Source organism: Castellaniella denitrificans (genome assembly GCF_042653765.1).
In the GTDB taxonomy this organism is placed as follows: domain Bacteria; phylum Pseudomonadota; class Gammaproteobacteria; order Burkholderiales; family Burkholderiaceae_B; genus Castellaniella; species Castellaniella denitrificans.
Genome location: NZ_JBHSEZ010000028.1, coordinates 40,168 through 61,684, shown reverse-complemented (window position 1 = coordinate 61,684; position 21,517 = coordinate 40,168). Strand labels below are relative to the sequence as shown.

The following is a 21,517-nucleotide window of genomic DNA, read 5'->3' as shown; positions in this document are numbered from 1 at the left end:
CTACCTCCCATCCTTTCGGACATCGACCACGACCCCCGTCAGATTGGAAAGCAAGGTACGCAACGCGGCCTGCGCAACAGTTCCGGCGTCCAATAGAAACTCGGCGGGCTCAATGCCAAAGTTGACGCGCCGCATGGGCGTGGCCGTCCGTTCCGGGTTGATGCAATTGACCCGGACTTGATCAGTCGCCCACTCCGATGCGAGGCCCTGGGTGAAATTCACAATCGCTGCATTTGACGATGAATACAGGGTATACAACGCACGGCCTCGGGTATACGAACTGGATGTGAAATTCAGCAGCATCCCAGAAGTCGCCTGCAGATACGGTTTGGCTGCAACTGCAACGTTCACAGCGCCTGTGTAGTTGACTCCAATCAGATCCGTGATCTCTTGCACAGACAGCAAATCAGTCGGCTTCTTGATCAGCAAACCGGCCGTGTTGACCACATAGTCGATATGGCCGAATTCCTTGGCGAATTTTTCCAGACAAGCGTGCACCTCATCCAAAGAGCGAATATCAACCCCATTGTGGCTGCGGCTGGCGACCCCGACCTTGGCCCCGTGCAGAAGTGCAATGTTGTGCATCTCCAGTCCAATGCCGCTGGAACCGCCAAAGATAACCAGATGCTTGCCTTTAAGCTGCGCCAACTCTTCAGCTCGGACAGAGCCGACATCGATCCCGGATTGAAGCAGTTTCTCAGCAATGAACAGGTCCACCGGTTGCGTGACTTTCATATTGCGCTCATTGCCCTTCACGGTTGCCACCTGGACGTGTGGCAGCATGGCCCGCACTACCCCGCAATCGCAAGTAAAGGTTCTCCGGCCAGCGTCCAGGGCCTTCTGATAGGCCAGTTGAATACATCCGAGCCGGAAGCCCTGAGGTGTCTGTCCGCGACGCATGAACGAGCGATTTGGAATGTTGTCGATACATTCGTTATCAAACACCTGGACCAGGGTATCAGCAGATGGAATCACCACATCCACCGCCTCGAACTGGGCCAATGCAGCAATGCAGTCAGCGATGATCCTGCCATCCACCAGCGGCCTGACCGCATCATGAAAGAGCACGCGGCTCTCCGGGTCCTCTTCCGACAGAGCATGAAGTGCAGAATGCGTGGAATCGAAGCGCTCTTTTCCACCAGTGATGACCTTGGTGACCTTGGTCCACTGGTTGCGCTTGATGATGTCCCAAGTTCGGCTGACATGCGCCGGTTGAGAGACAATATGGATCTCATCAATATCCGGGGATGCATCAAATACATCAACCGTATATTCAATGATGGCCCTTCCCGCCAACTTGGTAAATTGTTTTGGAAGTGATCCGCCAAAACGGGTCCCGCTACCACCAGACAGAATGACAGAAATATTTCTCATGGTATAAAAACAAGGTATTATCAAACAGCCAGGGAACCACTCTTGATGAGGTCTTTCATTCGCAGCCCCCTGGTCTCATCAAGACCAATAAAGTAATCCACAGCCGCCTTTCTGGAATCAGCTTTCGGATCGCCTTTCGAAATTATTTCCTGGATCTGAAGCTTCAGCTCTTCCACACTGGAGAAAACATAGCAATAATCATCAAAGCTCATTTTTGAACTAGCGAGCTCAATAACCTTATCCTTTGGAAAATACAATAATATTGGAGCATCCAGCGCCAAACACTCAGTGACAACGGAGGATATGTCGCATATGAAGATATCGTAATTCTCAATAATATCCAAAAGAGGGGTGGATATTGAAGTCACAGAAACCTGTTGATTACCCCTAAAAGCGGTAGTCGCCTGATCCCGGATATTCTTCAAACCAGCATCCCTGTGGCCAGTGAAGGGATGAAACTTCACATTAATCAGGGCCAGCTCCGACACGAAAGAAATAATCTCCCGCGATATTGCCACCGACGAATAATCATTTTTGTAATTGCTGCCCTCCCACGTAGGAAGATACAACACCTTACCCAAGGATTTATCGTTCCTCACCCTACCACCAGAATCAATAATTCTTTTAAGCGCAGGACGACCAATCTTCTTAAATTCAAGACCAGAAACATTGAAACTCTTATTCAAAAACCTGTCGATATGAGCTTGGCCGGCCACCCATATCTCGTCAAACATCCGTAACGCCTTGTGAGCGCTGGAAGCCTTATCGCTGTCACCATGCCCTATGAAACAATGTCGAATATCCTCAAACCTGACCAGGTGGATATTGTTTCCCAACGAAGATGGGTACAGCGCCATCCTGATATACGGGAACCGTTCCACCACCTTACCGACATCTCCAGCTCCCTTCGCATACACGACATCCACATTTTGGTATTCACGAATCACCCAGTAATATAATTTCTCGTTCCTGACGATCAATAGAAACGGAATACGAAAACCAAGCAGCAACGGCAGCCACAAATCCAGGTGATTAGCGCCAGCCTCCAAGGACTCCCCAGTATGTAGATAATAGGAAAATTCTCGGAATATATTTACGCCACTGAAATTGATGGTAGAAGAAACCTTACCAACCCCCTGCACGGAGGGGTTTACCACCTTCGATGTCCCAACTTTGGAAGATCTCTTTCTGAAATAATCCTTCCAGTAAAGCACTGGATGCCTAAAAAATTTTGTAAGCTTGCTCATATGACTCTTATTTATTCTTAAAATTCCTGCCGTTCAAATTACCTCGATCCCAAGTGACACCCTCTCTGATAATGCGAGCCGGGCACCCGGCAGCAACGGAATTTTCCGGGATGGCCGTTTTCACTACAGACCCAGCACCAATAACTGATCCCGCACCTATCATGGAACCACCCAACACCATTGACCGCTTTCCCAGCCAGACATGAGACCCGATACAAATGCTCTTGGCAGGATTTATGCGAACGCCACTCAGCTTGTCGTAGATCGGATGCGAATCATGTGTTCTGATATCGATGAAAGTTGAGAGCATGCAATCATCGCCCAGAATCAGCTCCGTGGCCTCCGCAGTGTTCAACATCACTGTATTGTTCGTGGTTACCTTATCTCCAATCCTCACGACGCAGCTGTCCCCGACACGGATATTGAAGCCACCAACCGCACTACCTATATGGCAATTGCCATTATTTCCCCAAAATCGGACACTGAGCGGGAACAAAGAAGCCTCTCCACTTATAAATAACCGATTATTTTTTCCTCGGAAAACCACAAGACCTGGAATTACACTCTTCCCCTCTTCTCCCAGAGTGATCTTATTTCCAAATCCATCCTCATAATTAGATATGCTGGATACCTTTATCTTCTTCAATGACCCTCTCCCAGAAGGCTCATAAGACAAAACATCCGGCACAACCAGCGCTCGCTCTCAATGTATACCTTCTCTGAAAATACGGTTCTTGAATTATATTGACCGTCAATATTCTAAAATAAGACACACCCGGGCCCGGCAACATAATCCTCAATTCATACCATTGGAATATATTGGGCCGATTCTTCTGGAAGCAGCAATCTTATCGTCAAAATCAACACCAGCATCGGGCTCGTCATATGCTGTGCTTAGATTATTCTCACGCAGAAAATCCAGGAATACATTAAATCTATCCTCCATCAAGTCATTGAATTTCTCATAACTGGTATCCCGGAACATATCCTCGGCGAGAAAATCAGAACCGCTATCATATTCTGTGTATGGAATTCCATGATAATTCGCGAGTTCGATTGTTCTGGAATCGTGCGCAATAAGATGCGCGGGAGTTCCTCCCAATATACCGGCTATATTTCCGTGCAAGCGGGTGCCAAATACAAAATCGTAAGTGGACAGATCATCGATCCAGCCCCAGGGGTTCGGATAATATAAAAGCCTTCCCAAGACGAACATGCCGTGCTTCTTGTGAACAGGCGCCCCGAGGTTAACTTTGCTGATATCATAATATTGCTTGTTGTCGAGGATCATTCTTGCGGACATGGAATCCTGACTCGGAGAAAACAGATTTTCATAAATCTGGAAATTCTTATATATCATCCGCTCAATTCCGGGCACTCTGTAGTCGATATTCATGGATATCTTCATGGAAGGATGAAATTCCCGACGCTTACCCGAATAGTCCTTACCGTCTCTGTCTACAATTCTGTGCGATGGCCCCCAGGTAAACAACGACGGACATCCAATAATTCGCACTCGTTCCTCAGGCAGACCAAGAGATAGCAGGTAATCTCGTGTATACGCGCCTCGCACACCAATGGAACGCGATTTTTCCAGCACCGCACTACAGAACTCATACACCACACGATCATGATCTGATCGCGCATCGGGGCTCTTCACGTCGCCCTTCCCCGTTCGGGCCATGCTGTAGGTTCCACTTTTTGCCGACAAGGCAGTTGCCTGAGCCCCTATCCCCACCACGGTGACTGGAATATCAAGATTTCGGACGATCTCGGTGAAACCAATCAAAATTTCGGTCATCCCTGACCTAAAGGCGTTTGATAGGGGCATGACATAGTGGTCATATTTTTCATTGATCGATTCCGCCCAAGACTTCCTATCATTACTTACATGAGCTTTGAAACCGCCGAAACTCAGTTTATTATTCTTTGCATATAACGCCCTAGCTACTGAATTTATATATAGAAGATTCCCGGAATTACCACCAATCTTCTTAGTAGATTCGTAGGCATCATATATTTTTAATGGATCCTGCGGAGATCTGATAAGAATTTTCATCCAGCCCTCTATCGGGAATTTTTATTTTAAAAAAATTGAAATATGTCTTTGAAAACAGCGACCATGAGGTCACAGTTTCCTATACGCTCGTATTCCTTCCCTTACATCATCATAGAAGTAAGTTTTCTGATTATGCAAAAGGACAACCATATCGCATAACGATACGACGTCCTTCATATTATGGGAAACCATCAATATGTTTGCCTTCCCGATTTTCTCTCTGAGAATTTCCTTGCATCTTCTCTTGAATTGGGCATCTCCCACCGACATTGCCTCATCTATAAGGTAATAATCGAAATCAAAGGCGAGGCTCAACCCGAACGCCACACGCCCTCTCATACCGGAAGAATATGCTTTCATGGGTTCGTCAAAATATTCCCCGATATCCGCGAACGACTCCACGTAGGAAACAGCCTTTTTTAGCTCTTCCCCGCGAGCCCCCTGGACTCTGGCAACAAATTTGACGTTCTCTCTTGCTGTCAACGAGCCTTGAAACCCACCCTTCAGCCCGACGGGCCACGATATTTTTTTGTTTGAGAATATCTTTCCGCGATCCGGCACATCAATCCCACCCAGCAAGCGCAGAAGTGTGCTTTTACCAGATCCGTTTCGTCCTAGAATCGCGACATTTCTTCCCTCTGGTATGGAGAATGAAAGGTTCTCGAAAACTCGATAGCGCTTTTGCTGACTGCGATCTCGATAGGATTTATATAAATTGCAGACTCGTATCATCAATTCGCCATCATGTGCAGTCGTCGGGCGCGGTACAGGCCAAACCCGACAAAAAGAGTAGCGCCCGCCCACATAGCTGGATATAGGATATTCAGTTGCGGCATCGAGGGGTACGACGGGCTCGCATGGATTCTGAATAGTTCTATGACATGCAGCCAAGGATTCAACGCCAGCCAGCTCAAGACACTAGGTGGTAGATTCCACACCGGGAATATTGCGCCGGACAGCAAGTACAAAGGGAAGTAGGACAGCTTTATGATGGTCTTTGATTCCGGCAATACTTCTCCGATAGCGCAATAAATCATGCCAAGACCGAAGGCCAATGCTAATCCAACGCCCCATGTCACACCCCATTCAAGAGGCGCATGAATACTGAGGTCATAACCGCCCCAAAAAGCCAGCACAAAGCCCATCAACATCAGCACACTGGCGGATATGCAGAAATTCACGATGAACCTTGCCACCCACGTGTCCATCAACTGGATCTGACGGTATGCAAACAACGCCCGATTTGCCTCCAAAGAATCCATCAGATTAAGTGATATGTTTTTGAATAACAGGAAGGGGAGCACACCAAACAGCAGAAATGCGGGCAACTCCATACCAGGCACGGTTTTGTCCTTCGCATAGGTATAGATCACCATCATCAGCACCAAGTGCAGAATCGGCTCCAGCAACGTCCACACCCCGCCCAGACGGCGTGAACTGAACCGTGTCTGCATTTCCCGCAGCACCATGGCGAACACCACGGCACGGGTAATGTCCAGGGAACTGCGGCGCGAAATCACAACCATGGCCTAACGCCCCAACGCGTCCGCCGTGCGGCCCAGCACCAGCACCTGCACGATGGGCGAAATGATCTTCTGCCATTCATAGACGCCGGCATTGGTCACGTAGATGGCGTCTTCCGGTTGCACCAGAAATTGCCGCGCCAGAAACAGCGCCGAAGGATCCTCCATATTCAGACGAAAGACCTGGGCGACGGGCTTGCCGGGCGCCGCCGCCGGGCTGGCCGATGCGGGATCGGTCAGACGGAACACGAAAACGCCGGTCGCATCGGAGGTGCTGTCGCGCAGGCCGCCCACCACACCCAACGCCTCGAGCAGGCTGGGATTCGGGGCCGGGAAATCATGCAGGCCGGGCTTGACCACGGCGCCCATGGCGACGAAACGCTGGCGGTTGCGATCCAGGATGATCTCGGAATCGGGGGGCACGATGCGATTCTGTCCCTCCAGGATGTCCTGGTAGTTGTAGATCTCGGCATGGTCGCCCGTGCGCAAGGTCACTCGCACCAGATAGGGCTCCAGCACGGCGCCGCCCGCCCGGTTGATGGCGTCCAGCAGGGTCAGTGGTCCATCCAGCGTGGATACGCGGCCCGGATGCTTGACGGCGCCGGCCACCAGGACCGCGCCTGACTGATCCCCCGTCAGGGCGACATGCACTTGCGGATCGACGGACACGCCCTTCAGCCGGCGCCGGATCAGTTGCTCCGTTTCATACGGCGTCAGGCCGGCCACCCGGATATGGCCCACATAGGGCAGCGACAAGCGGCCATCGGCCTCGACACGCAATTGCTGGAACACGGTGCCGCCGGCGCTCAGCGGAGCGAAAATCCCCCCATCGGCCACGGTATCGGCCACCATCAGGCGAATGACATCCCCAGGGGACAGGCGCAGCTGGGGCATGTGCTTGGCCGTCACGGTGGCTACGGGTTCCGGTTCGGGCGGCCGCATATAAGGCCCGATGGTGGCGGCGCTCAGATCGATCAACTGATAGGGCGGCGTGGCGTCGGGCTGGTCCGGTTCGGACTGATGCTGAATCTGCCGGATGGAAGGCCCCGCCGCGGACAGGAATGCGCCGGCGCAACCGGACAACGCGCCGCAGACCGCCAGGCAGGCCAGAAGACGCAGGGGCTTAATCACGATGATCCTCGATGCTGGCGATGATGAATCGGGTGATGCCATAGACCAGCAGCAGCACGATCATCAGGGTGAACAGGTTGTACAGGCGACGCGGATACAGGGCTTCGTCGGGCAGATTGGGGGACACCACGGTGACCAGGCTGCGGATTTTCTTGCTGGCCTCGATGCGGGCGTTCTGCAAGGCGACCACGGCCAGCTTGTAGGTCTCTTCGGCGATCTTGCCGTCGACCTCCAGCTTGCGGAATTGCGCGGCGACGACATTCAGGTTGTTCTGGCCCTGGTCGGACAGCAGCCGTTTGTTTTCCACGGCCAGTTGCTGTTCCAGCGCCCGGATCTCGGTCTGCTTCGTGCGCACCGCCGGTGCGTCGCTGGTCAGACGGGCCTTCAGGGCCTTCAGCTCCGCATGGGCGGTGACCAGCCGGGATTCCAGTTCGGCAATGATGGTGGCGCGGTTCCTGGCCGCCTCGCCGGCATCCAGAAACTGATTCTGGCGCTGGAAGTCCAGGATCCGGTCGCGCTGGCTTTCGTAATCGCGATGGGCGTTTGCCAGTTCGTCCTCGGCGAAGCGCACTTGCTCGCGTGCCATCCGGTGGGACAGTTCATTGACGAGCCCTTCGCTGGTTTTCAGGATGAAATCCAGACTGTCCTGGGCGAACGCGGGGTCCAGGGCTTCGACCGTGACATTCAGCAGGCCGGTTTCTTCGTCGAACCGGGCATTCACCAGCCTTTGATAGAACGTCAGTTGATCCTCGGCGCTCGCATCCCGTGACAACCAATACAGCGGATCGCGCCAGCGGCCAGCGAAATGCGCGGTCCAGTCCAGCCGGGCGTTCAGGGCGTCGAGCATGTCCTGGGACCGGATGTATTCCCGCAAGTACAGCGTTTCCTCGCGCGATGTCGGGTTGGTGCCGGTCAGCATCATGGCCAGGCCGGGCAATGCCTGGCTGGATTCGCCATTGGTCTGACGCACGGCCACCTGGGCCTGGCTGACATAGCGGCTGTCGGCCAGAAACACGTAATACACGAGGGCCAGCAACATGGGGATGACGACCATGCCCCAGAACAGGCGCCGTTGGCGCCGCCGCTGCGCGGCTTGCGCCTGGGAGTCCTCCAGCTCAAGATCGGTCACGGTGCCGGAAGGCCCGGCGGCAATGGGTACGGAAGGGGATGTAACGGGGGATTGAAGTGTGGGGTCGGACATCAACGATCAGAAAATGGGTTCTGGCCTTTTCAAGCCATCTGTTGGATCAGCCCGATCGTCTCGACGATCTGGGCCTCGGTATGTTCGCTGCTCAGGAAAAAACGCAGGCGGGCGGCTTTCTCCTCGACAGCGGGGTGGATGATGGGCTGCACGTTCACGCCGTGCTCGAACAGTTGGTTCGACAGCCGGACGGCCTTCAGGGAACTGCCCAGAATCACCGGGACGACGGAATAGCCCTGCGACAGACCGGTATCCAGCCCGGCCGCGCGGGCCTGCCGCAAAAAGAACTGTCCCCGCTGTTTCAGCCGGGCGACACGTTCCGGCTCGGCCCGCATCAGCGCCAGCGCCGCCAGTGAGGCCGCCGCCAGCGGCGGCGCGATGCCGACGCTGTAGACGAATCCGGGGGCCGCGTATTTCAACTGCTCGACCAGGGCGCGTTCGCCCGCGATGTAGCCGCCGCAACCCGACAGGGTTTTCGACAAGGTGCCCATCCAGATGTCCACCGCCCGCCCATCGATGCCGCAATGCTCGTGCAGGCCGTAGCCTTTTTCACCGAGCACGCCCAGGGCATGGGCCTCGTCCACCATCAGGAAGGCGTGGTGGCGGCGCTTCAGATCGATCAGCGCCGGCAGGTCGGGCATGTCGCCATCCATGCTGTAGATGCCTTCGACCACGATCAGCACGCGCTCGAACCGGCCACGCAGGTCGGCCAGCAGCCGGTCCAGGGCGTCCACATCGTTGTGGGGGAAGGCGCGTCGCGCCGCGCCTGAAAGCTGGATGCCCACCAGCACGCTGTTGTGGATCAGGCTGTCGTGCACGACCAGGTCTTTCGGGCCGAACAGGTGTCCGATGGCGCTGACGTTGGTGGCATGGCCGCTGACAAAGACCACGCAGTCCTCGGCGCCATACACCTGGGCCAGCGCCTGCTCGAGATCGCGCTGGACGGGGCGTTCGCCCGCGACCAGACGGCTGGCCGACACGGTGGTGCCATAGCGGTCGATGGCGTCCTTGGCCGCCTGATCGACCAGAGGATGCCCGGCCAGGCCCAGGTAGTTGTAGCTGGCGAAATTGAGGTAGTCGCGCCCATCGATCCGCGTCATGGCCCCGGCCCGGCCGTCGTGCACCCGGAAAAACGGATTGTCCAGCCCCAGGCGCTGTGACGCGGCCTTGGAGACCAGCATGCTTTCGTACGCCGGGTGGCGGTCGAAACGGGTCCAGGCATCGGGAATCCTGCGCGCGCCGGAGGCGCGGCGGACCGGAGCCGTCGCGGCCGATCCGCTGTCCCCGGCCTTCTTGCCCAGGATGCGGTCGATCAATTGAAGTCTGCCGACAGGGGCAGGTTCGAGTTTGCTCATCGGATCAGGGAAGTTCCAGTTTCAGCCAGCCTTCGGGTCTCGTCCTCCAGGCCGCGCAATTCATCGGCGTTCAGGCCGGACTCATGCCGGCCCACCACGCTGGCAATCAGATCGGCGGAGCCCGCCGTCACGCCCGGGTCATCATCCGCATCCCCCGTCAGCCGCTCGATGATGCGGGCGGTCACGCCCGCCACGGTCGGCGCATCGTTGAGCATCATCACCGGCAACTGGATGCTGAAACGCTGCTCCAGGCCCAGGGCCAGCTCCACCGCCATCAGGGAATCCATGCCCAGATCGTGCAGGGACTTGTGCGCTTCGATACGTTCGGGGGCGATGGACAGGGTCTGGGCCACTTCGCCGATCACCCGTTCCTGCACGATGCGGATGATGGTGTCCGCGTCCTTGCCCTGGATCAGGCTGCGGATGTCCTGGGTGTCGGCGGCGATGTCCTGGCGGTTGCGGTTCAGCACGGAAAACCGGACGCCATCGGCTGAAGGCAGCAGACGCGACAGGACGTTCCAGTCGAAGTCCGCCACGATGGCATGGGAGCTGTCCTGCGCCAGGAGGCGGCCCAGCGCATCCAGCGCCCGGGCCGCGGTCAGCGGCGGGCGGCCAAGGCGTTGCTCCAGGCTGCCGCGCACGGCCTCATGGCGGGTCAGATATCCGGCATCGCCAATCGGCCCCCAGGCGATGCAGGTGGCGGGCAGCCCCTGGCGCTGACGCAGCGCGGCCAGGCTTTCCAGGCCGGCGTTGGCTGCGACATAATTGCCTTGACCAGGGTTGCCGATGGTGGTGGTGATCGAGCCATACAGCACGAAATGCCGGATCGGGTCGGCCTGCGTGGCCTGGTGCAGATTCCAGGCGCCGGACAGCTTGGTCTCCAGCACGGCGCGCATGCTGTCCTCGTCCAGCCGGCTGATCAGACGGTCATCGAACACGGCGGCCGCGTGCACCACGCCCCGCAAGGGCGGCAGCGTCCGGCGCATTTCGCCGATCAGGACCTGCACGGCTTCGGCATCACGGATGTCGCAGGCGCGCGCATGGGCCTGGACGCCCAGGGCGGCCAGGCTCTGGATCGCCTCGGCGGCGCCCGGGGTGTCCGCCCCGCGCCGGCCCAGCAGCACCAGATGACGCGCGCCGCGCGCCGCCAGCCAGCGGGCGGTTTCCAGGCCGAAACCCGACAGCCCGCCGGTGATCAGCCAGGTCCCGTCGGCGGGGAACGAGGCGACGGACTCGTCGGTCATGGGCGACTCGACCCTGGGCCGGGCGTCGGCCAGGGACACCACGATCTTGCCGATATGGCGGGCCTGCTGCATGACGCGGAAGGCATCCACCACGCGATCGGCCATGAAGCGGCGATAGGGCAAGGGCGCGAGCGTCCCGTCCTCGAACAGCGCGATGACTTCGGCGAACAATCGCGCCGCCAGGGCGGGCCGACCGGTCATCAACTGGTCGGCGTCGATGCCGAAATAGCTGATGTTGTTGCGCAACGGCCGCAGACCCAGGGGCGTGTTTTCAAAGAAATCCCGCTTGCCCAGCTCAAGGAACCGGCCAAATGGCTTGAGCACGTCCAGGCTGCGGCGCATCGCCTCGCCCGCCAGGGAATTCAGGACCACGTCCACGCCCTCGCCCCGCGTGACGGCGCGGATCTGATCGGCGAAGTCCAGGCTGCGGGAATCAAACACATGGTCGGCGCCCAGCAGCCGGACGAAATCGCGCTTTTCATCCGTGCCCGCTGTCGCGAAGATCTCGGCGCCCAGATGGCGGGCGAGCTGAATGGCGGCGATCCCGACCCCGCCGGCCGCGCCATGGATCAGCACACGTTCACCGGGCTGCAGATCGGCCAGCTGTTTCAGGGCGTAGTACACGGTCAGAAACACCGTGGGCACGGTGGCGGCCGCCTCGAAAGACCAGCCATCGGGCAGGCGGGCCACGGCATCGGCCCGCGTCACGACATGGCTGGCGAAACAGGATGACCCGAACCCCATGACCGCATCGCCCGGTGCCAGATCGCGCACCCCGGAACCCACCCGGCTGATCACGCCGGAAAACTCCAGGCCCAGACTGGCACCGGCAAAACCGTTCTCCACGGCCTCGTCGGGCAACAGCCCCATCAAATACATCACATCCCGGAAATTCAGGCCGGCCGCGCGGGTCTGGACTTCGACAGCCTGATCATCCAGCGCGCGCGCCTCGTCCCGCAGCCAGACCAGGTTGCGCAACTTGCCCGGCACATGGAAATCAAGGCGGAAACGGTCCGCATGATTTAACGGCCCAGCCGGCTCTGGGCGGGCTTCGCGCATCACCAGCACCTGGCGGCAATCGCCCCGCCAGAGGACCTCGTCGGCTCCGTCGGGGTGGCGCAACTCACGGATCAGACGCGCCGCATCGCCGCCGCCCAGGTCGATCAAGGTGCAGTTCAGGGCGGGCGCCTCGTTCATCAGGACGCGGCCGAATCCCCACAGGGCGGCCTGGGCCGGGCTGGGGTCGGGGCCTTGCGCCGGATCACCGCCCGGCGCCCCGCCCTGGGTGACGATCCACAGGCGTGGCGCAGTCTCATGGCGAATCCAGCCCTGGACGCGCCTCAGAAGGAAGATCGCGGGATCGGCCGCCTGGTCAGCGGTGTCTCCCCAGCCGATCAAGGATACGCAATGCGTCCAGGCACCGTCCTCTCCGGACGCCTGAGACGCGACATCCCGCAACGTGGCTGAAGATCCCAGCACGGCCAGACGCTCCGACAGCACCTGGCCGAACGCCTGGCTGGCCTCGTCGACCAGCAGCAGCCAGTCGCCGCCGGCTTCGGCCGGGAGAGCCACTGGCGCATCCGTATCCGGGCATTGCGCCAGCACCAGGTACGCGCCTTCGGCCAGGTCTTCGGCGGCGGGCTCGCGCCAGACCGTGCCGTGCATCAGCCCGGCATCGTCCAGCAGCCGGCGCCAGGCATCGGGCTGCCACAGCGGCGCCGCCGGGACGGGCATGGGGCCGGGCCCGGACACACCGTCATCGGTCCGGGTGTCCACCCACCAGTCGGGATTCAGGCCCTCCACCAGATGGGCGCTCCAGTCGGGATGGCGCTCGGCGATCACCAGCAGGCCACCACCTGCCAGTTGCCGGCGCGCCCGGTCCACCTCGGTGTGCGGATCGGCGAACAGATGCAGGCTATGGCGATAAATGATCAGATCGAATCGTCCGGCGCCCAGGCTGTCCCGAAGCGCCTGTTCGTCTTCACCCGTCCGCAGGACACGCACGGCCGGCTGATCCTGACATTCGGCCGCCTGCCGGTCGGCCAGTTCGGGATCCGTGACCGCCAGGACATAATCCACCTGCTCCTCGGGCAGAACGTCCAGCAGCGTTTTGAACAGCCCGCTGGGAGCGGCGGTCCATTCCAGCACCCGCAGGCGGCGCGCGGCGGGCAGCGCCGCCGCGAGAGACCGCAGCAGGGACTCCAGCGCCAGGCGCACGCCCAGGTAGGTGGGGTCGTCCTGGTAGCGGCTTTCGGCCACGGCGGAACGGCGCAGACGATCATGCAGCGACAGGGGATCCAGTTCACCGCGCAGCAAGGCCGGCAACTGGCGGCCCCAATGACCCATCAAAGTGAGTTGCGGCAGATAGGCCGGGTGGTCGCGCAGCAGGTTTTGCCACACGTCCGCCGCCTGTGACCAGTCGGCATCCCGGGCCAAGGCCCAGCCGGTCCCTTCCGGGACCAGCAAGCCCTCATCCCGAAGGCGCACGCCCAGCCAGCGGATCAGGGGGCTGACGTGCGGCGCGTCGAACAAGGCGTACCAATCGGGCGCGCGGGGCGGCTGCGCCAGTTGCCGGCAAGCCTCGAACGCAAAGGACAACACCAGGATTTCGCTCAAGGGCAAGGTTTCGCGGAACCACCGCCGCCGCGCCTCCGATGCCGGCAGGCACCCGGACAAGGACGCGATCAGTCCGGAGAGTGCCGGAATCGCGGCCCGCCGCTCGTCATGTGGGTGGACTTGCAGGAGCGGCACGATCCGCCAATGGCCCGCCGCCTTGCCCGCGTTCGGATTCAAGACTGCGGCGCGAAAGCGGCAGGCCTCGGCCACGGCCAGCGTCCCGCCTTCCCCGTCCAGCAGTTCGCAATCCGCCAGCACGGAGCGCTGACCGCGCCGCAGCAGCCGCACCCGCAGGCGCTGCGCCTGTCCGGATCGACACACGGCCAGCCGACCGACACGCACCGGCAGCATGGCCATGCCCCGTCCCGAAGGAGCCGCATCCTGGAGAAAAGCGATCAGCGCCTGGAAGCAAAGATCCAGCGCGCCCGGGTGCAGCACATAGTCCGTCGAGCAGGCCTGCGTCGGCAGATCGAGCGTGGCGTCCAGACGGTCGTCCTCGACCCGGATGGATCGCAAGCCCCGAAAGACGGGACCATAGTCGAGCCCCAGGCCGGCCGCCAGTGCGTAATGCGTGTCGTAATCGATCACGCGGCGCGCTTCGCCGGGCGCGGCCGGGTCCGTTCCGGCCCACGCCCCGGTACTTTCCAGCAAACGTCCGACCGCATGCGGCGTCCATTCATCGTGGCTCAGGCGCTGACGGCTCTGGATCATGAATCCGCCATCGCGCGGCTGAATCGTCAACCGCAGGCTGCGGGCATGGTCGCCGTCGAAGACCATCGGCGCCAGGATTTCCAGCGATTCCACCACAGGCGTTCCGCCCCGCCAGGCCCGGCCGGCGGCCAGCGCCATTTCGGCATAGGCCGCGCCTGGGAACACGATGGCGCCTCCCACCCGATGATCGGCCAGCCAGGGAAGCACCAGCGTATCCAGTACGTTTTCCCAGGCCGCCTCGGCATCGGGCAGACGCCAGCCCAGCAGCGGATGTTCGCGACGCCGCTGGATGGCCAGCAGGCTCTCGCTGGTCTGAGGATGCCAGTGCCGTTCGCGCTGCCAGGGATAATTCGGCAACCGTACGCGCGGGCGGACCGCTTGAAAACGGGATTGCAGCAACGCCGGGCCGGACAGCAGCAGGCACCGTCCGATGGCGTGCCGGATCGACTGCATGCCATCGTCCTGGCGGCGCAGCACGCCAAGCACCCGGCCCTGGATCGAGAGTGAGGTCAGTGTTTCGGTGACATAGCGCTGCAGGATCGCGTGCGGGCCGATTTCAAGAAAAATCCGGCAACCCTGATCGGCCAGACGGCCGACGGCGGCCTGGAAACGGACCGGCTCGCGGATGTTGCGCCACCAGTAGTGCGCATCCAGGCGCTCGTCAGCCAGGGCATCCCCCGTGACGGTGGAGACAAAGACCGCGGATCGCGGCGCGCGGGGTTCCAGGCCTTGCAACTTGCGCAATACCGGATCGCGGATGGCATCCATCCAAGGGCTGTGGAACGCGTAATCCAGATCCAGCAAACGGAAAAACACGCCCGGCGGCAGATGCGACTCCAAATGCTGCAGGCTTTCCAGATCGCCCGACAGGGTCAGGTTGGCCGGACTGTTGTAGCCTGCGATGGTCACGCGGCCGGTCAGATCGAGATCGGCCAGCAAGTCCGACAGCGCACCGGCCGACAGGGCCACCGCGGCCATACGACCTTGGCCCCGCGTCAGGCCCTGGGCCTGACTGCGGGCGCTGATCACCTGGGCGGCCTGATCCAGGCTGAGCGCGCCGCAAGCCCAGGCCGCCGCGATTTCTCCCACGCTGTGTCCGGCGACGGCGGCCGGCTCGATGCCCTGTTCGCGCAGCAGCAGCGTGACGGCCACCTGAACGGCGAACAGCAGGGGCTGCGCGATCGTGGTGTCGTCCAGGCGCGATGCTTCGGCGGGCGCGCGCAGTTCGTCCAGCATGGAAAAACCGGCCAGCGGCCGCAACAGCGCATCCAGCTCGGCCAGGATGGCGGCGAACCGGGGGGATTCTTCCAGCAGCCGGCAACCCATGCCCTGCCATTGGGCGCCATTGCCCGAATACACGAACGCAATGCTGCCGGGTTCGGGCAGCGTGTCTTCCGTCAGGACCGCATCGGGATCATCGCCTTCCGCAAAAGCCTGCAGCCGATCCACCGCATCGGCGAACGACTCGGGCTGCAGGATCAGGGCTTTGTCCAGCCGGTCGCGCTGGAAAGCCGCGCCCCGGGCGATCGCCTCGTAGGCATCCGGCCCCTGAAGGATCAGTTGGCGCGCATAGGCGTCCGCGAGCGCCGCCAGGGCCGGGACGCTGCGCGCCGACAGCACCAGAGGCGACAGGCCGGAAGCGGCGGCATCCTGTGAACTTTGCCGGGGAGAGACCGCCCCGACGGCCGCCGGCCGGACCGCGGCCGATGCAGGCCCCTGCAGCAGAACATGCGCGTTCGCGCCGCCGAAGCCGAAGGAATTGACCCCCGCGATCAAGGGCCGGCCCGTTTCCGGAAAAGCGCGCCGCGCCGTGGGCACTTCCAGATTCAAGGCCTGGAAATCGATCCGCGGGTTGGGTTTTTCCAGATGCAGGGTTCCGGGCAGGGCGCGATGTTTCAAGGCCAGCACGGCCTTGATCAGCCCCGCCATCCCAGACGCCGCCTCCAGATGCCCCATATTGGATTTCACCGAACCGATGGGCAGCGGCCCGGTATGTGCTTGGCCATAGACTTGGCCAATGGCCTCGGCCTCGATGGGATCGCCCACGACGGTTCCAGTGCCGTGCGCCTCGATAAAATCCACATCGCCAGCCGCCAGACCGCTGCGCGACAGCACGTCGTGCATCAATTCGGCTTGCCCAAGCGCGCTGGGAATGGTGATGCCGGTCTTGCGCGATCCATCCGCGTTCACGCCGCTGGCCAGGATGACGGCCTGAATGTCGTCTCCGTCGGCCAGCGCCTGTTCATAAGGCTTCAACAGCAGGACCGCGCCTCCTTCAGCCCGGACATAGCCGTCCCCTGACGCATCGAAGGGGCGGCAGCGCCCCGTGGCGGACAGCATCGACGCCTTGGTGAAGCCCACGAAGGGATACGGGTGCAGCAGCAGATTGACCCCGCCCACCAGCGCGCAGGACGCTTCGCCCGTCTGGATGGCGCGGCAGGCATGATGCAGGGCCACCAGCGATGAAGAGCACGCTGTATCCACCGCCAATGACGGGCCATGCAGATCGTAGAGATAGGACAGGCGGTTGGCGGCCACGCTGAGCGTATTGCCGGTCATGGAGTTCGAGGACAGGCTGGCCAGATCGTCCAGGCCCCGGGTGCCATAGTCCAGGGCGGCGATGCCGACATAGACGGCGCAATCCGAGCCGGCCAGAGAGGACGGTGGAATGCCCGCGTTTTCCATGGCCTCCCAGGACAGCTCCAGCAGCAAGCGCTGCTGAGGGTCGAGCCAGGCGGCCTCGCGCGGAGAAATGCCGAAGAACGCGGCATCGAACGCATCGATGCGCGACAGCACCCCGGCCGAGAAGGTGATGCTGCGGCCGGGCTCGGCACGCCTGGCGTGCCGCAGCTCGGCGGTGGCCCAACGATCCGGCGGAATCTCGGTGACCAGATCGCGCCCATTCATCAGCGCGGACCAGAATCCGGTCTCGTCGCGGCAATCGCCCGGGAAACGGAACGCCATCCCGACCAGGGCGATGGCGCCCGGTGCCGGGCAGGCCTGTGCGCAGCCGGCTTTCCGCAGGTTTTTTTTCTGACTTTTCTGGACTGGCAAACAGCTTCCCCAACAGCTTTTGTTGTGTTTGTTACTTTTTGGCACGCTACCGCCGTGCCGTGACACGATCGGCAAGCGCTGGCCGGCATTGTATTACATCAGTAATATCATCAACCACGATCAAGGTAAGATGTTTATGGGGCAAAAGACAGGAATCACCACATCGCGGACGATGCGGACCCACGCAAAAAACCCCGCAGATTGAGAAAAGTCAAAGCCATGGGAGATAAAGCCAGGTTTCACGGACGGACGGCGACACCCAGGGTTTACCCGGTGCTACAGTTTTCGGCATCTGATATCAAGCCGCCCGTGCGGCCCTCAAAAGAACCACCATGAACGCTCCCCAGGACTGGGACCCCCGCGCCCCGGAAGTGCTCGCCGACCCGATCGCCGCCTACGACCACATGCGCCGCCGCTGCCCGGTGGCCCACAGCGACTACCTGCATCATTCCGTATTCCGCCACGCCGACGTCATGCGGATCCTGCTGGACCACGAGACCTTCAGCAGCCAGGCGTCGCGCCACGTCTCCGTGCCCAACAGCATGGATCCGCCCGAGCACACGGCCTATCGCCAGTTGATCGAGCCCTACTTCGGCCCGGACCGCATGGCGGCCTTCGAGCCGGTCTGCCGCCGCCTGTGCGCCGACCTGGTCGCCGCGCTGCCGCGCAACGAGCGCATCGAGATCATGTTCGGCCTGGCGCACCCCTTCGCCCTGCGCATGCAGTGCGCCTTCCTGGGCTGGCCCGACAGCCTGCACGAGCCGCTGCGGCAGTGGATCCACAAGAAGAACGTCGCCACGCTCTCGGGCGACACCCACGCGATCGCGGCCGTGGCCACCGAATTCGACGAGACCATCCGCGCCCTGCTGAAAGTCCGCCGCGACGCCGGTGACCAGGCGCCGGACGACGCCACCACGCGCCTGCTGCGCGAGACCGTGAACGGCCGCCCGCTGACCGAGGACGAGATCGTCAGCATCCTGCGCAACTGGACCGTCGGCGAACTGGGCACCATGGCCTCCAGCGTCGGCATCATCGCCCATTACCTGGCGACCCATCCGGACCTGCAGGACCGCCTGCGCAGCCAGCCGGAGCTCGTCCGTCCCGCCAACGACGAAATCCTGCGCATCCACGCGCCGCTGATCGCCAACCGCCGCGCGACCACCTGTCCGGTGCGCCTGGGCGGCGCGCAGATCCCGGCCGGCGAGCGGGTCACGCTGATCTGGGCCTCGGCCAACCGCGACGAAGCCGTCTTCGGCGACCCGGACGAGTTCCGCCTGGACCGCGACCCGTCCCTGAACCTGCTCTACGGCGCCGGCATCCACGCCTGTCCGGGAGCGCCCCTGGCGCGCCTGGAAATCGAAGCCATGATCCAGGCTCTGCTGGCGGGCACCCGCGCCCTGGAACCCGTCGCCGGCCAGCCGCCCATGCCGGCGATCTACCCGGCCAGCGGCTACCGCCAGGCGATGCTGCAATTGCGCCACGACTGAACCGGGACCGGCCGGGGCGCCGCGTCAGCCCCCCCGGCCGGTCGCGTTTCGTGGCGAAGAAAGGACACTGCATAAGCTCATCGCCGATTCTCATACCAAGCGACGGTTATATCCGTTCCGGCAAGACTACAATTCAGGCATGAACCATTCGGGGCGGCATCCGCCCCGGTTTGCTTGGAATCTGCCTGCCATGTGTCAGTTATTGGGCATGAATTGCGCCACGCCCACGGACATCACGTTTTCCTTTGCGGGGTTCGCCGCGCGCGGCGGCGGCACCGACCACCACGCCGACGGTTTCGGCATCGCCTTCTACGAAAACCGGGGGTCGCGCTGCTTCCTGGACAACGCGCCCTGCTGCCGGTCGCCGGTCGCCGAACTGATCAAGCGCTACCCGATCAAGTCCCGCAACGTCATCGCCCACATCCGCAAGGCCACCCAGGGCGCCCTGGAACTGGAAAACTGCCACCCGTTCGTGCGCGAACTGTGGGGCCGGCACTGGCTGTTCGCCCACAACGGCGACCTGAAGGACTTCGAGCCCGACCTGCGCGGCGACCACCTGCCGATCGGCCAGACCGACAGCGAACGGGCCTTCTGCACCATGATGGAAGGGCTGCGCGCCCGTTTCGGCACCCGCGAGCCGGAAGACACGGAACTGTTCGCCGCCGTGGCCGACATGACGGCCGACCTGACGCGCCACGGCGTGTTCAATTTCCTGATGTCCAACGGCCGCTGCATGCTGGCGCACTGCTCCACGAACCTGTACTACATCGTGCGCGCCTGGCCTTTCCAGGTGGCGCACCTGGTGGACACCGACATGTCGGTGGACTTTTCCCAGACCAACGCGCGCGGCGACTGCGTCTCGGTCATCACGACCAAGCCCCTGACCGACAACGAGACCTGGACCGCCTTCCAGCCGGGCGAACTGGTGATGTTCGTCGACGGCCGGCCCCAGTCCGGCCGGACCATCGAGATCCCCGAGGACGTCCGGCGCAGCAATCAGGCCAACCTGGCCTGCGTCTGAGAACGACCCCATGAGCATGCCGGACGGCCCCGCCGACGATCCCCGCCCCGAGGAGCCCGTCGAACCCGATCTCAACGAATGCTGCGGCAACGGCTGCGAACCCTGCGTGTTCGACACCTACGCCGAGGAAAGGCGCGCCTGGCAGCAAGCGGTGAAAGACTGGGAAGCACGCCATCGGGACCGGGCCGGCGCCGCGCCGGAATCCTGAGCAGGATCCGCAGCGGGGCACGGCGCCCACGGCGATGCCGGAAAGCCTCGATTCCCTTCGCCCGCCATGCCGACAACCTTGCTGGGCATAGGGTTCCCGCCGGTTTTTCCCGGGGGCGTTCCTATAATCGGAAGCTCGATCCACCTCTCCAGGAATGACGCACCGTGGCTTCCGACGCTATCCCCATGTTCGCAGAAAACACCTACCCCCTCGATGCGCGCGGCATTGCCAAGCGCTTCCGCCACGCGGCCATCTTCGGCGCGCTGTCGGCGCTGCAGCCGGGGGAAACCATGCGCTTCTGCAACGACCACGATCCCCTGCCGCTGCTGCAGCAGCTGAAGAACCACTTCGGCGAAAACATCCAGTTCGAATACCTGGCCCGCAACCCCGGCGAGATCGTCATCGATTTCCACATCGTGCCCTGAGCGCGCCGGGCGCCTCCGGGCGCGGCCGCCCGCGGCGAGTCCGCCAAGCGACGGCAGGAAAGCCACCCCTGCGACCGCCCCGCTTCCGGGGACCTGTTCACCGGGGTGGCTTTTTCCGTTCCGGAAGCCCGCTCACCGCCGGCCCAGCCCCTGCAGCAGCTGGCCCAGTTCCGGCGGCAGCTGCGTCGGCGGCGCCGGCAGGTCCAGGCTCCCCGGCGCGGGCGGCGTGGCCGCCAGCCGCTCCACGCGGAACTGCTTTTCATAGGCCAGCAGGCCCAGGCCCTTTTCTTCCAGCGTGTCCAGCACCTGCCGCGCGCCGTCCGCCGGCTGCCCGGCGGCGGCCTGCAGCAGGACGGCCATCCGGCCCAGGGCGCGCGTCAGTTCCCGCACTTCGGGCTGCTTGCCCAGGACTCCCTGCCCGGCGCGCTCGCGCCCTTGCTCGTCCCGGTAGGACACGGCGTAGACGGCGCCCGCGCGGCCGGCCACCGTCTCGCGGGCGCCGGTCGGCTCGATCCGGGTCAGCGAGAGGATCATGTCGGGGGCCGCCTGGAGGGAGCCGCCGCCCAGCAACCGCGCCATGGCGCCCCCGTCCATGACCAGCGGCCGGCCTCCGGCCCGCATGACGGAATACAGCTTGCCATCGCGCATCAGCAGGTAGCCCTGCCCGATGCCGCCGACATCGACCCGCGCGTCCGGTCCGTCGAAGGACACCGTCAGCGTCCGGTCGCCCGCCTGCACGGTCGCCACGCCCGCCGCCAGGACACCGGCCGGGACGATCCAGCCCCAGGCCGCCAGCAGCCATCCGATCCAGCGCATCATGTTTCCGTCTCTCCATGGAATCCATACGAATGGGTCCCACGA

15 protein-coding genes are annotated in these 21,517 nt (G+C 61.7%); 4 read left to right on the top strand and 11 right to left on the bottom strand.

The window, feature by feature from the left end; genetic code table 11:
* The 10 genes from ACFO27_RS12425 to ACFO27_RS12380 form a co-directional block, all read right to left on the bottom strand.
* Positions 1-1,374, bottom strand: a complete 1,374-nt coding sequence (locus ACFO27_RS12425; RefSeq protein WP_376817605.1) for a D-ribitol-5-phosphate cytidylyltransferase — start codon at positions 1,372-1,374, stop codon at positions 1-3.
* A 20-nt stretch (positions 1,375-1,394) separates the two neighbouring features.
* Entirely contained in the window at positions 1,395-2,621 is a 1,227-nt protein-coding gene (locus ACFO27_RS12420) for a CDP-glycerol glycerophosphotransferase family protein (protein WP_376817604.1), read from the bottom strand.
* Positions 2,622-2,628: 7 nt separating this feature from the next.
* Positions 2,629-3,267, bottom strand: a complete 639-nt coding sequence (locus ACFO27_RS12415; RefSeq protein ID WP_376817603.1) for an acyltransferase — start codon at positions 3,265-3,267, stop codon at positions 2,629-2,631.
* A 150-nt stretch (positions 3,268-3,417) separates the two neighbouring features.
* Positions 3,418-4,680, bottom strand: a complete 1,263-nt coding sequence (locus ACFO27_RS12410) for a polysaccharide pyruvyl transferase family protein (RefSeq protein ID WP_376817602.1) — start codon at positions 4,678-4,680, stop codon at positions 3,418-3,420.
* A gap of 69 nt (positions 4,681-4,749) precedes the next feature.
* Complete coding sequence (locus ACFO27_RS12405; protein ID WP_376818051.1) at positions 4,750-5,412, bottom strand: ABC transporter ATP-binding protein; 663 nt, start codon at positions 5,410-5,412, stop codon at positions 4,750-4,752.
* Entirely contained in the window at positions 5,412-6,206 is a 795-nt protein-coding gene (locus ACFO27_RS12400; RefSeq protein ID WP_376817601.1) for an ABC transporter permease, read from the bottom strand. Before ACFO27_RS12400 ends, ACFO27_RS12405 begins: the two co-directional genes overlap by 1 nt.
* A gap of 3 nt (positions 6,207-6,209) precedes the next feature.
* Positions 6,210-7,334, bottom strand: coding sequence for a polysaccharide biosynthesis/export family protein (locus ACFO27_RS12395; RefSeq protein WP_376817600.1), 1,125 nt, complete (start codon positions 7,332-7,334; stop codon positions 6,210-6,212).
* Positions 7,327-8,463 carry a KpsE/RkpR family capsule polysaccharide export protein gene (locus tag ACFO27_RS12390; protein ID WP_376817599.1) on the bottom strand — a complete coding sequence of 379 codons (1,137 nt, stop codon included), beginning with the start codon at positions 8,461-8,463 and terminating at the stop codon, positions 7,327-7,329. The genes ACFO27_RS12395 and ACFO27_RS12390 overlap by 8 nt, the downstream gene beginning before the upstream one ends.
* Before the next feature lie 101 nt (positions 8,464-8,564).
* A complete protein-coding gene (locus ACFO27_RS12385) occupies positions 8,565-9,890 on the bottom strand; it encodes an aminotransferase class I/II-fold pyridoxal phosphate-dependent enzyme (protein WP_376817598.1) in 1,326 nt (441 codons plus the stop codon).
* On the bottom strand, positions 9,887-17,560 hold the full coding sequence (locus ACFO27_RS12380) for an SDR family NAD(P)-dependent oxidoreductase (RefSeq protein WP_376817597.1): 7,674 nt from the start codon (positions 17,558-17,560) through the stop codon (positions 9,887-9,889). The genes ACFO27_RS12385 and ACFO27_RS12380 overlap by 4 nt, the downstream gene beginning before the upstream one ends.
* 287 nt (positions 17,561-17,847) lie before the next feature.
* Between ACFO27_RS12380 and ACFO27_RS12375 the strand changes: the two genes are divergently transcribed.
* The 4 genes from ACFO27_RS12375 to ACFO27_RS12360 all read left to right on the top strand — a co-directional run bounded on the left by ACFO27_RS12375 (position 17,848) and on the right by ACFO27_RS12360 (position 20,656).
* Positions 17,848-19,002 carry a cytochrome P450 gene (locus ACFO27_RS12375; RefSeq protein ID WP_376817596.1) on the top strand — a complete coding sequence of 385 codons (1,155 nt, stop codon included), beginning with the start codon at positions 17,848-17,850 and terminating at the stop codon, positions 19,000-19,002.
* 190 nt (positions 19,003-19,192) lie between these two features.
* Positions 19,193-20,023 carry a class II glutamine amidotransferase gene (locus tag ACFO27_RS12370; protein ID WP_043681767.1) on the top strand — a complete coding sequence of 277 codons (831 nt, stop codon included), beginning with the start codon at positions 19,193-19,195 and terminating at the stop codon, positions 20,021-20,023.
* A gap of 10 nt (positions 20,024-20,033) precedes the next feature.
* On the top strand, positions 20,034-20,231 hold the full coding sequence (locus ACFO27_RS12365; protein WP_376817595.1) for an oxidoreductase-like domain-containing protein: 198 nt from the start codon (positions 20,034-20,036) through the stop codon (positions 20,229-20,231).
* Positions 20,232-20,416: 185 nt separating this feature from the next.
* Complete coding sequence (locus ACFO27_RS12360; protein WP_043681763.1) at positions 20,417-20,656, top strand: DUF2249 domain-containing protein; 240 nt, start codon at positions 20,417-20,419, stop codon at positions 20,654-20,656.
* Between the two features lie 132 nt (positions 20,657-20,788).
* Here the strand turns inward: ACFO27_RS12360 and ACFO27_RS12355 are convergent, their stop codons facing one another.
* Positions 20,789-21,475 carry a hypothetical protein gene (locus tag ACFO27_RS12355; protein ID WP_376817594.1) on the bottom strand — a complete coding sequence of 229 codons (687 nt, stop codon included), beginning with the start codon at positions 21,473-21,475 and terminating at the stop codon, positions 20,789-20,791.
* Positions 21,476-21,517 lie beyond the last annotated feature (42 nt).

What these genes read in the sequence shown, in the direction of transcription:
- ACFO27_RS12400 (WP_376817601.1), bottom strand. Translation starts at nt 6,206, where the DNA reads ATGGTTGTGATTTCGCGCCGCAGTTCCCTGGACATTACCCGTGCCGTG.
- ACFO27_RS12375 (WP_376817596.1), top strand. Translation starts at nt 17,848, where the DNA reads ATGAACGCTCCCCAGGACTGGGACCCCCGCGCCCCGGAAGTGCTCGCC.
- ACFO27_RS12410 (WP_376817602.1), bottom strand. Translation starts at nt 4,680, where the DNA reads ATGAAAATTCTTATCAGATCTCCGCAGGATCCATTAAAAATATATGAT.
- ACFO27_RS12365 (WP_376817595.1), top strand. Translation starts at nt 20,034, where the DNA reads ATGAGCATGCCGGACGGCCCCGCCGACGATCCCCGCCCCGAGGAGCCC.
- ACFO27_RS12425 (WP_376817605.1), bottom strand. Translation starts at nt 1,374, where the DNA reads ATGAGAAATATTTCTGTCATTCTGTCTGGTGGTAGCGGGACCCGTTTT.
- ACFO27_RS12370 (WP_043681767.1), top strand. Translation starts at nt 19,193, where the DNA reads ATGTGTCAGTTATTGGGCATGAATTGCGCCACGCCCACGGACATCACG.
- ACFO27_RS12360 (WP_043681763.1), top strand. Translation starts at nt 20,417, where the DNA reads ATGTTCGCAGAAAACACCTACCCCCTCGATGCGCGCGGCATTGCCAAG.
- ACFO27_RS12420 (WP_376817604.1), bottom strand. Translation starts at nt 2,621, where the DNA reads ATGAGCAAGCTTACAAAATTTTTTAGGCATCCAGTGCTTTACTGGAAG.
- ACFO27_RS12355 (WP_376817594.1), bottom strand. Translation starts at nt 21,475, where the DNA reads ATGATGCGCTGGATCGGATGGCTGCTGGCGGCCTGGGGCTGGATCGTC.
- ACFO27_RS12385 (WP_376817598.1), bottom strand. Translation starts at nt 9,890, where the DNA reads ATGAGCAAACTCGAACCTGCCCCTGTCGGCAGACTTCAATTGATCGAC.
- ACFO27_RS12405 (WP_376818051.1), bottom strand. Translation starts at nt 5,412, where the DNA reads ATGATACGAGTCTGCAATTTATATAAATCCTATCGAGATCGCAGTCAG.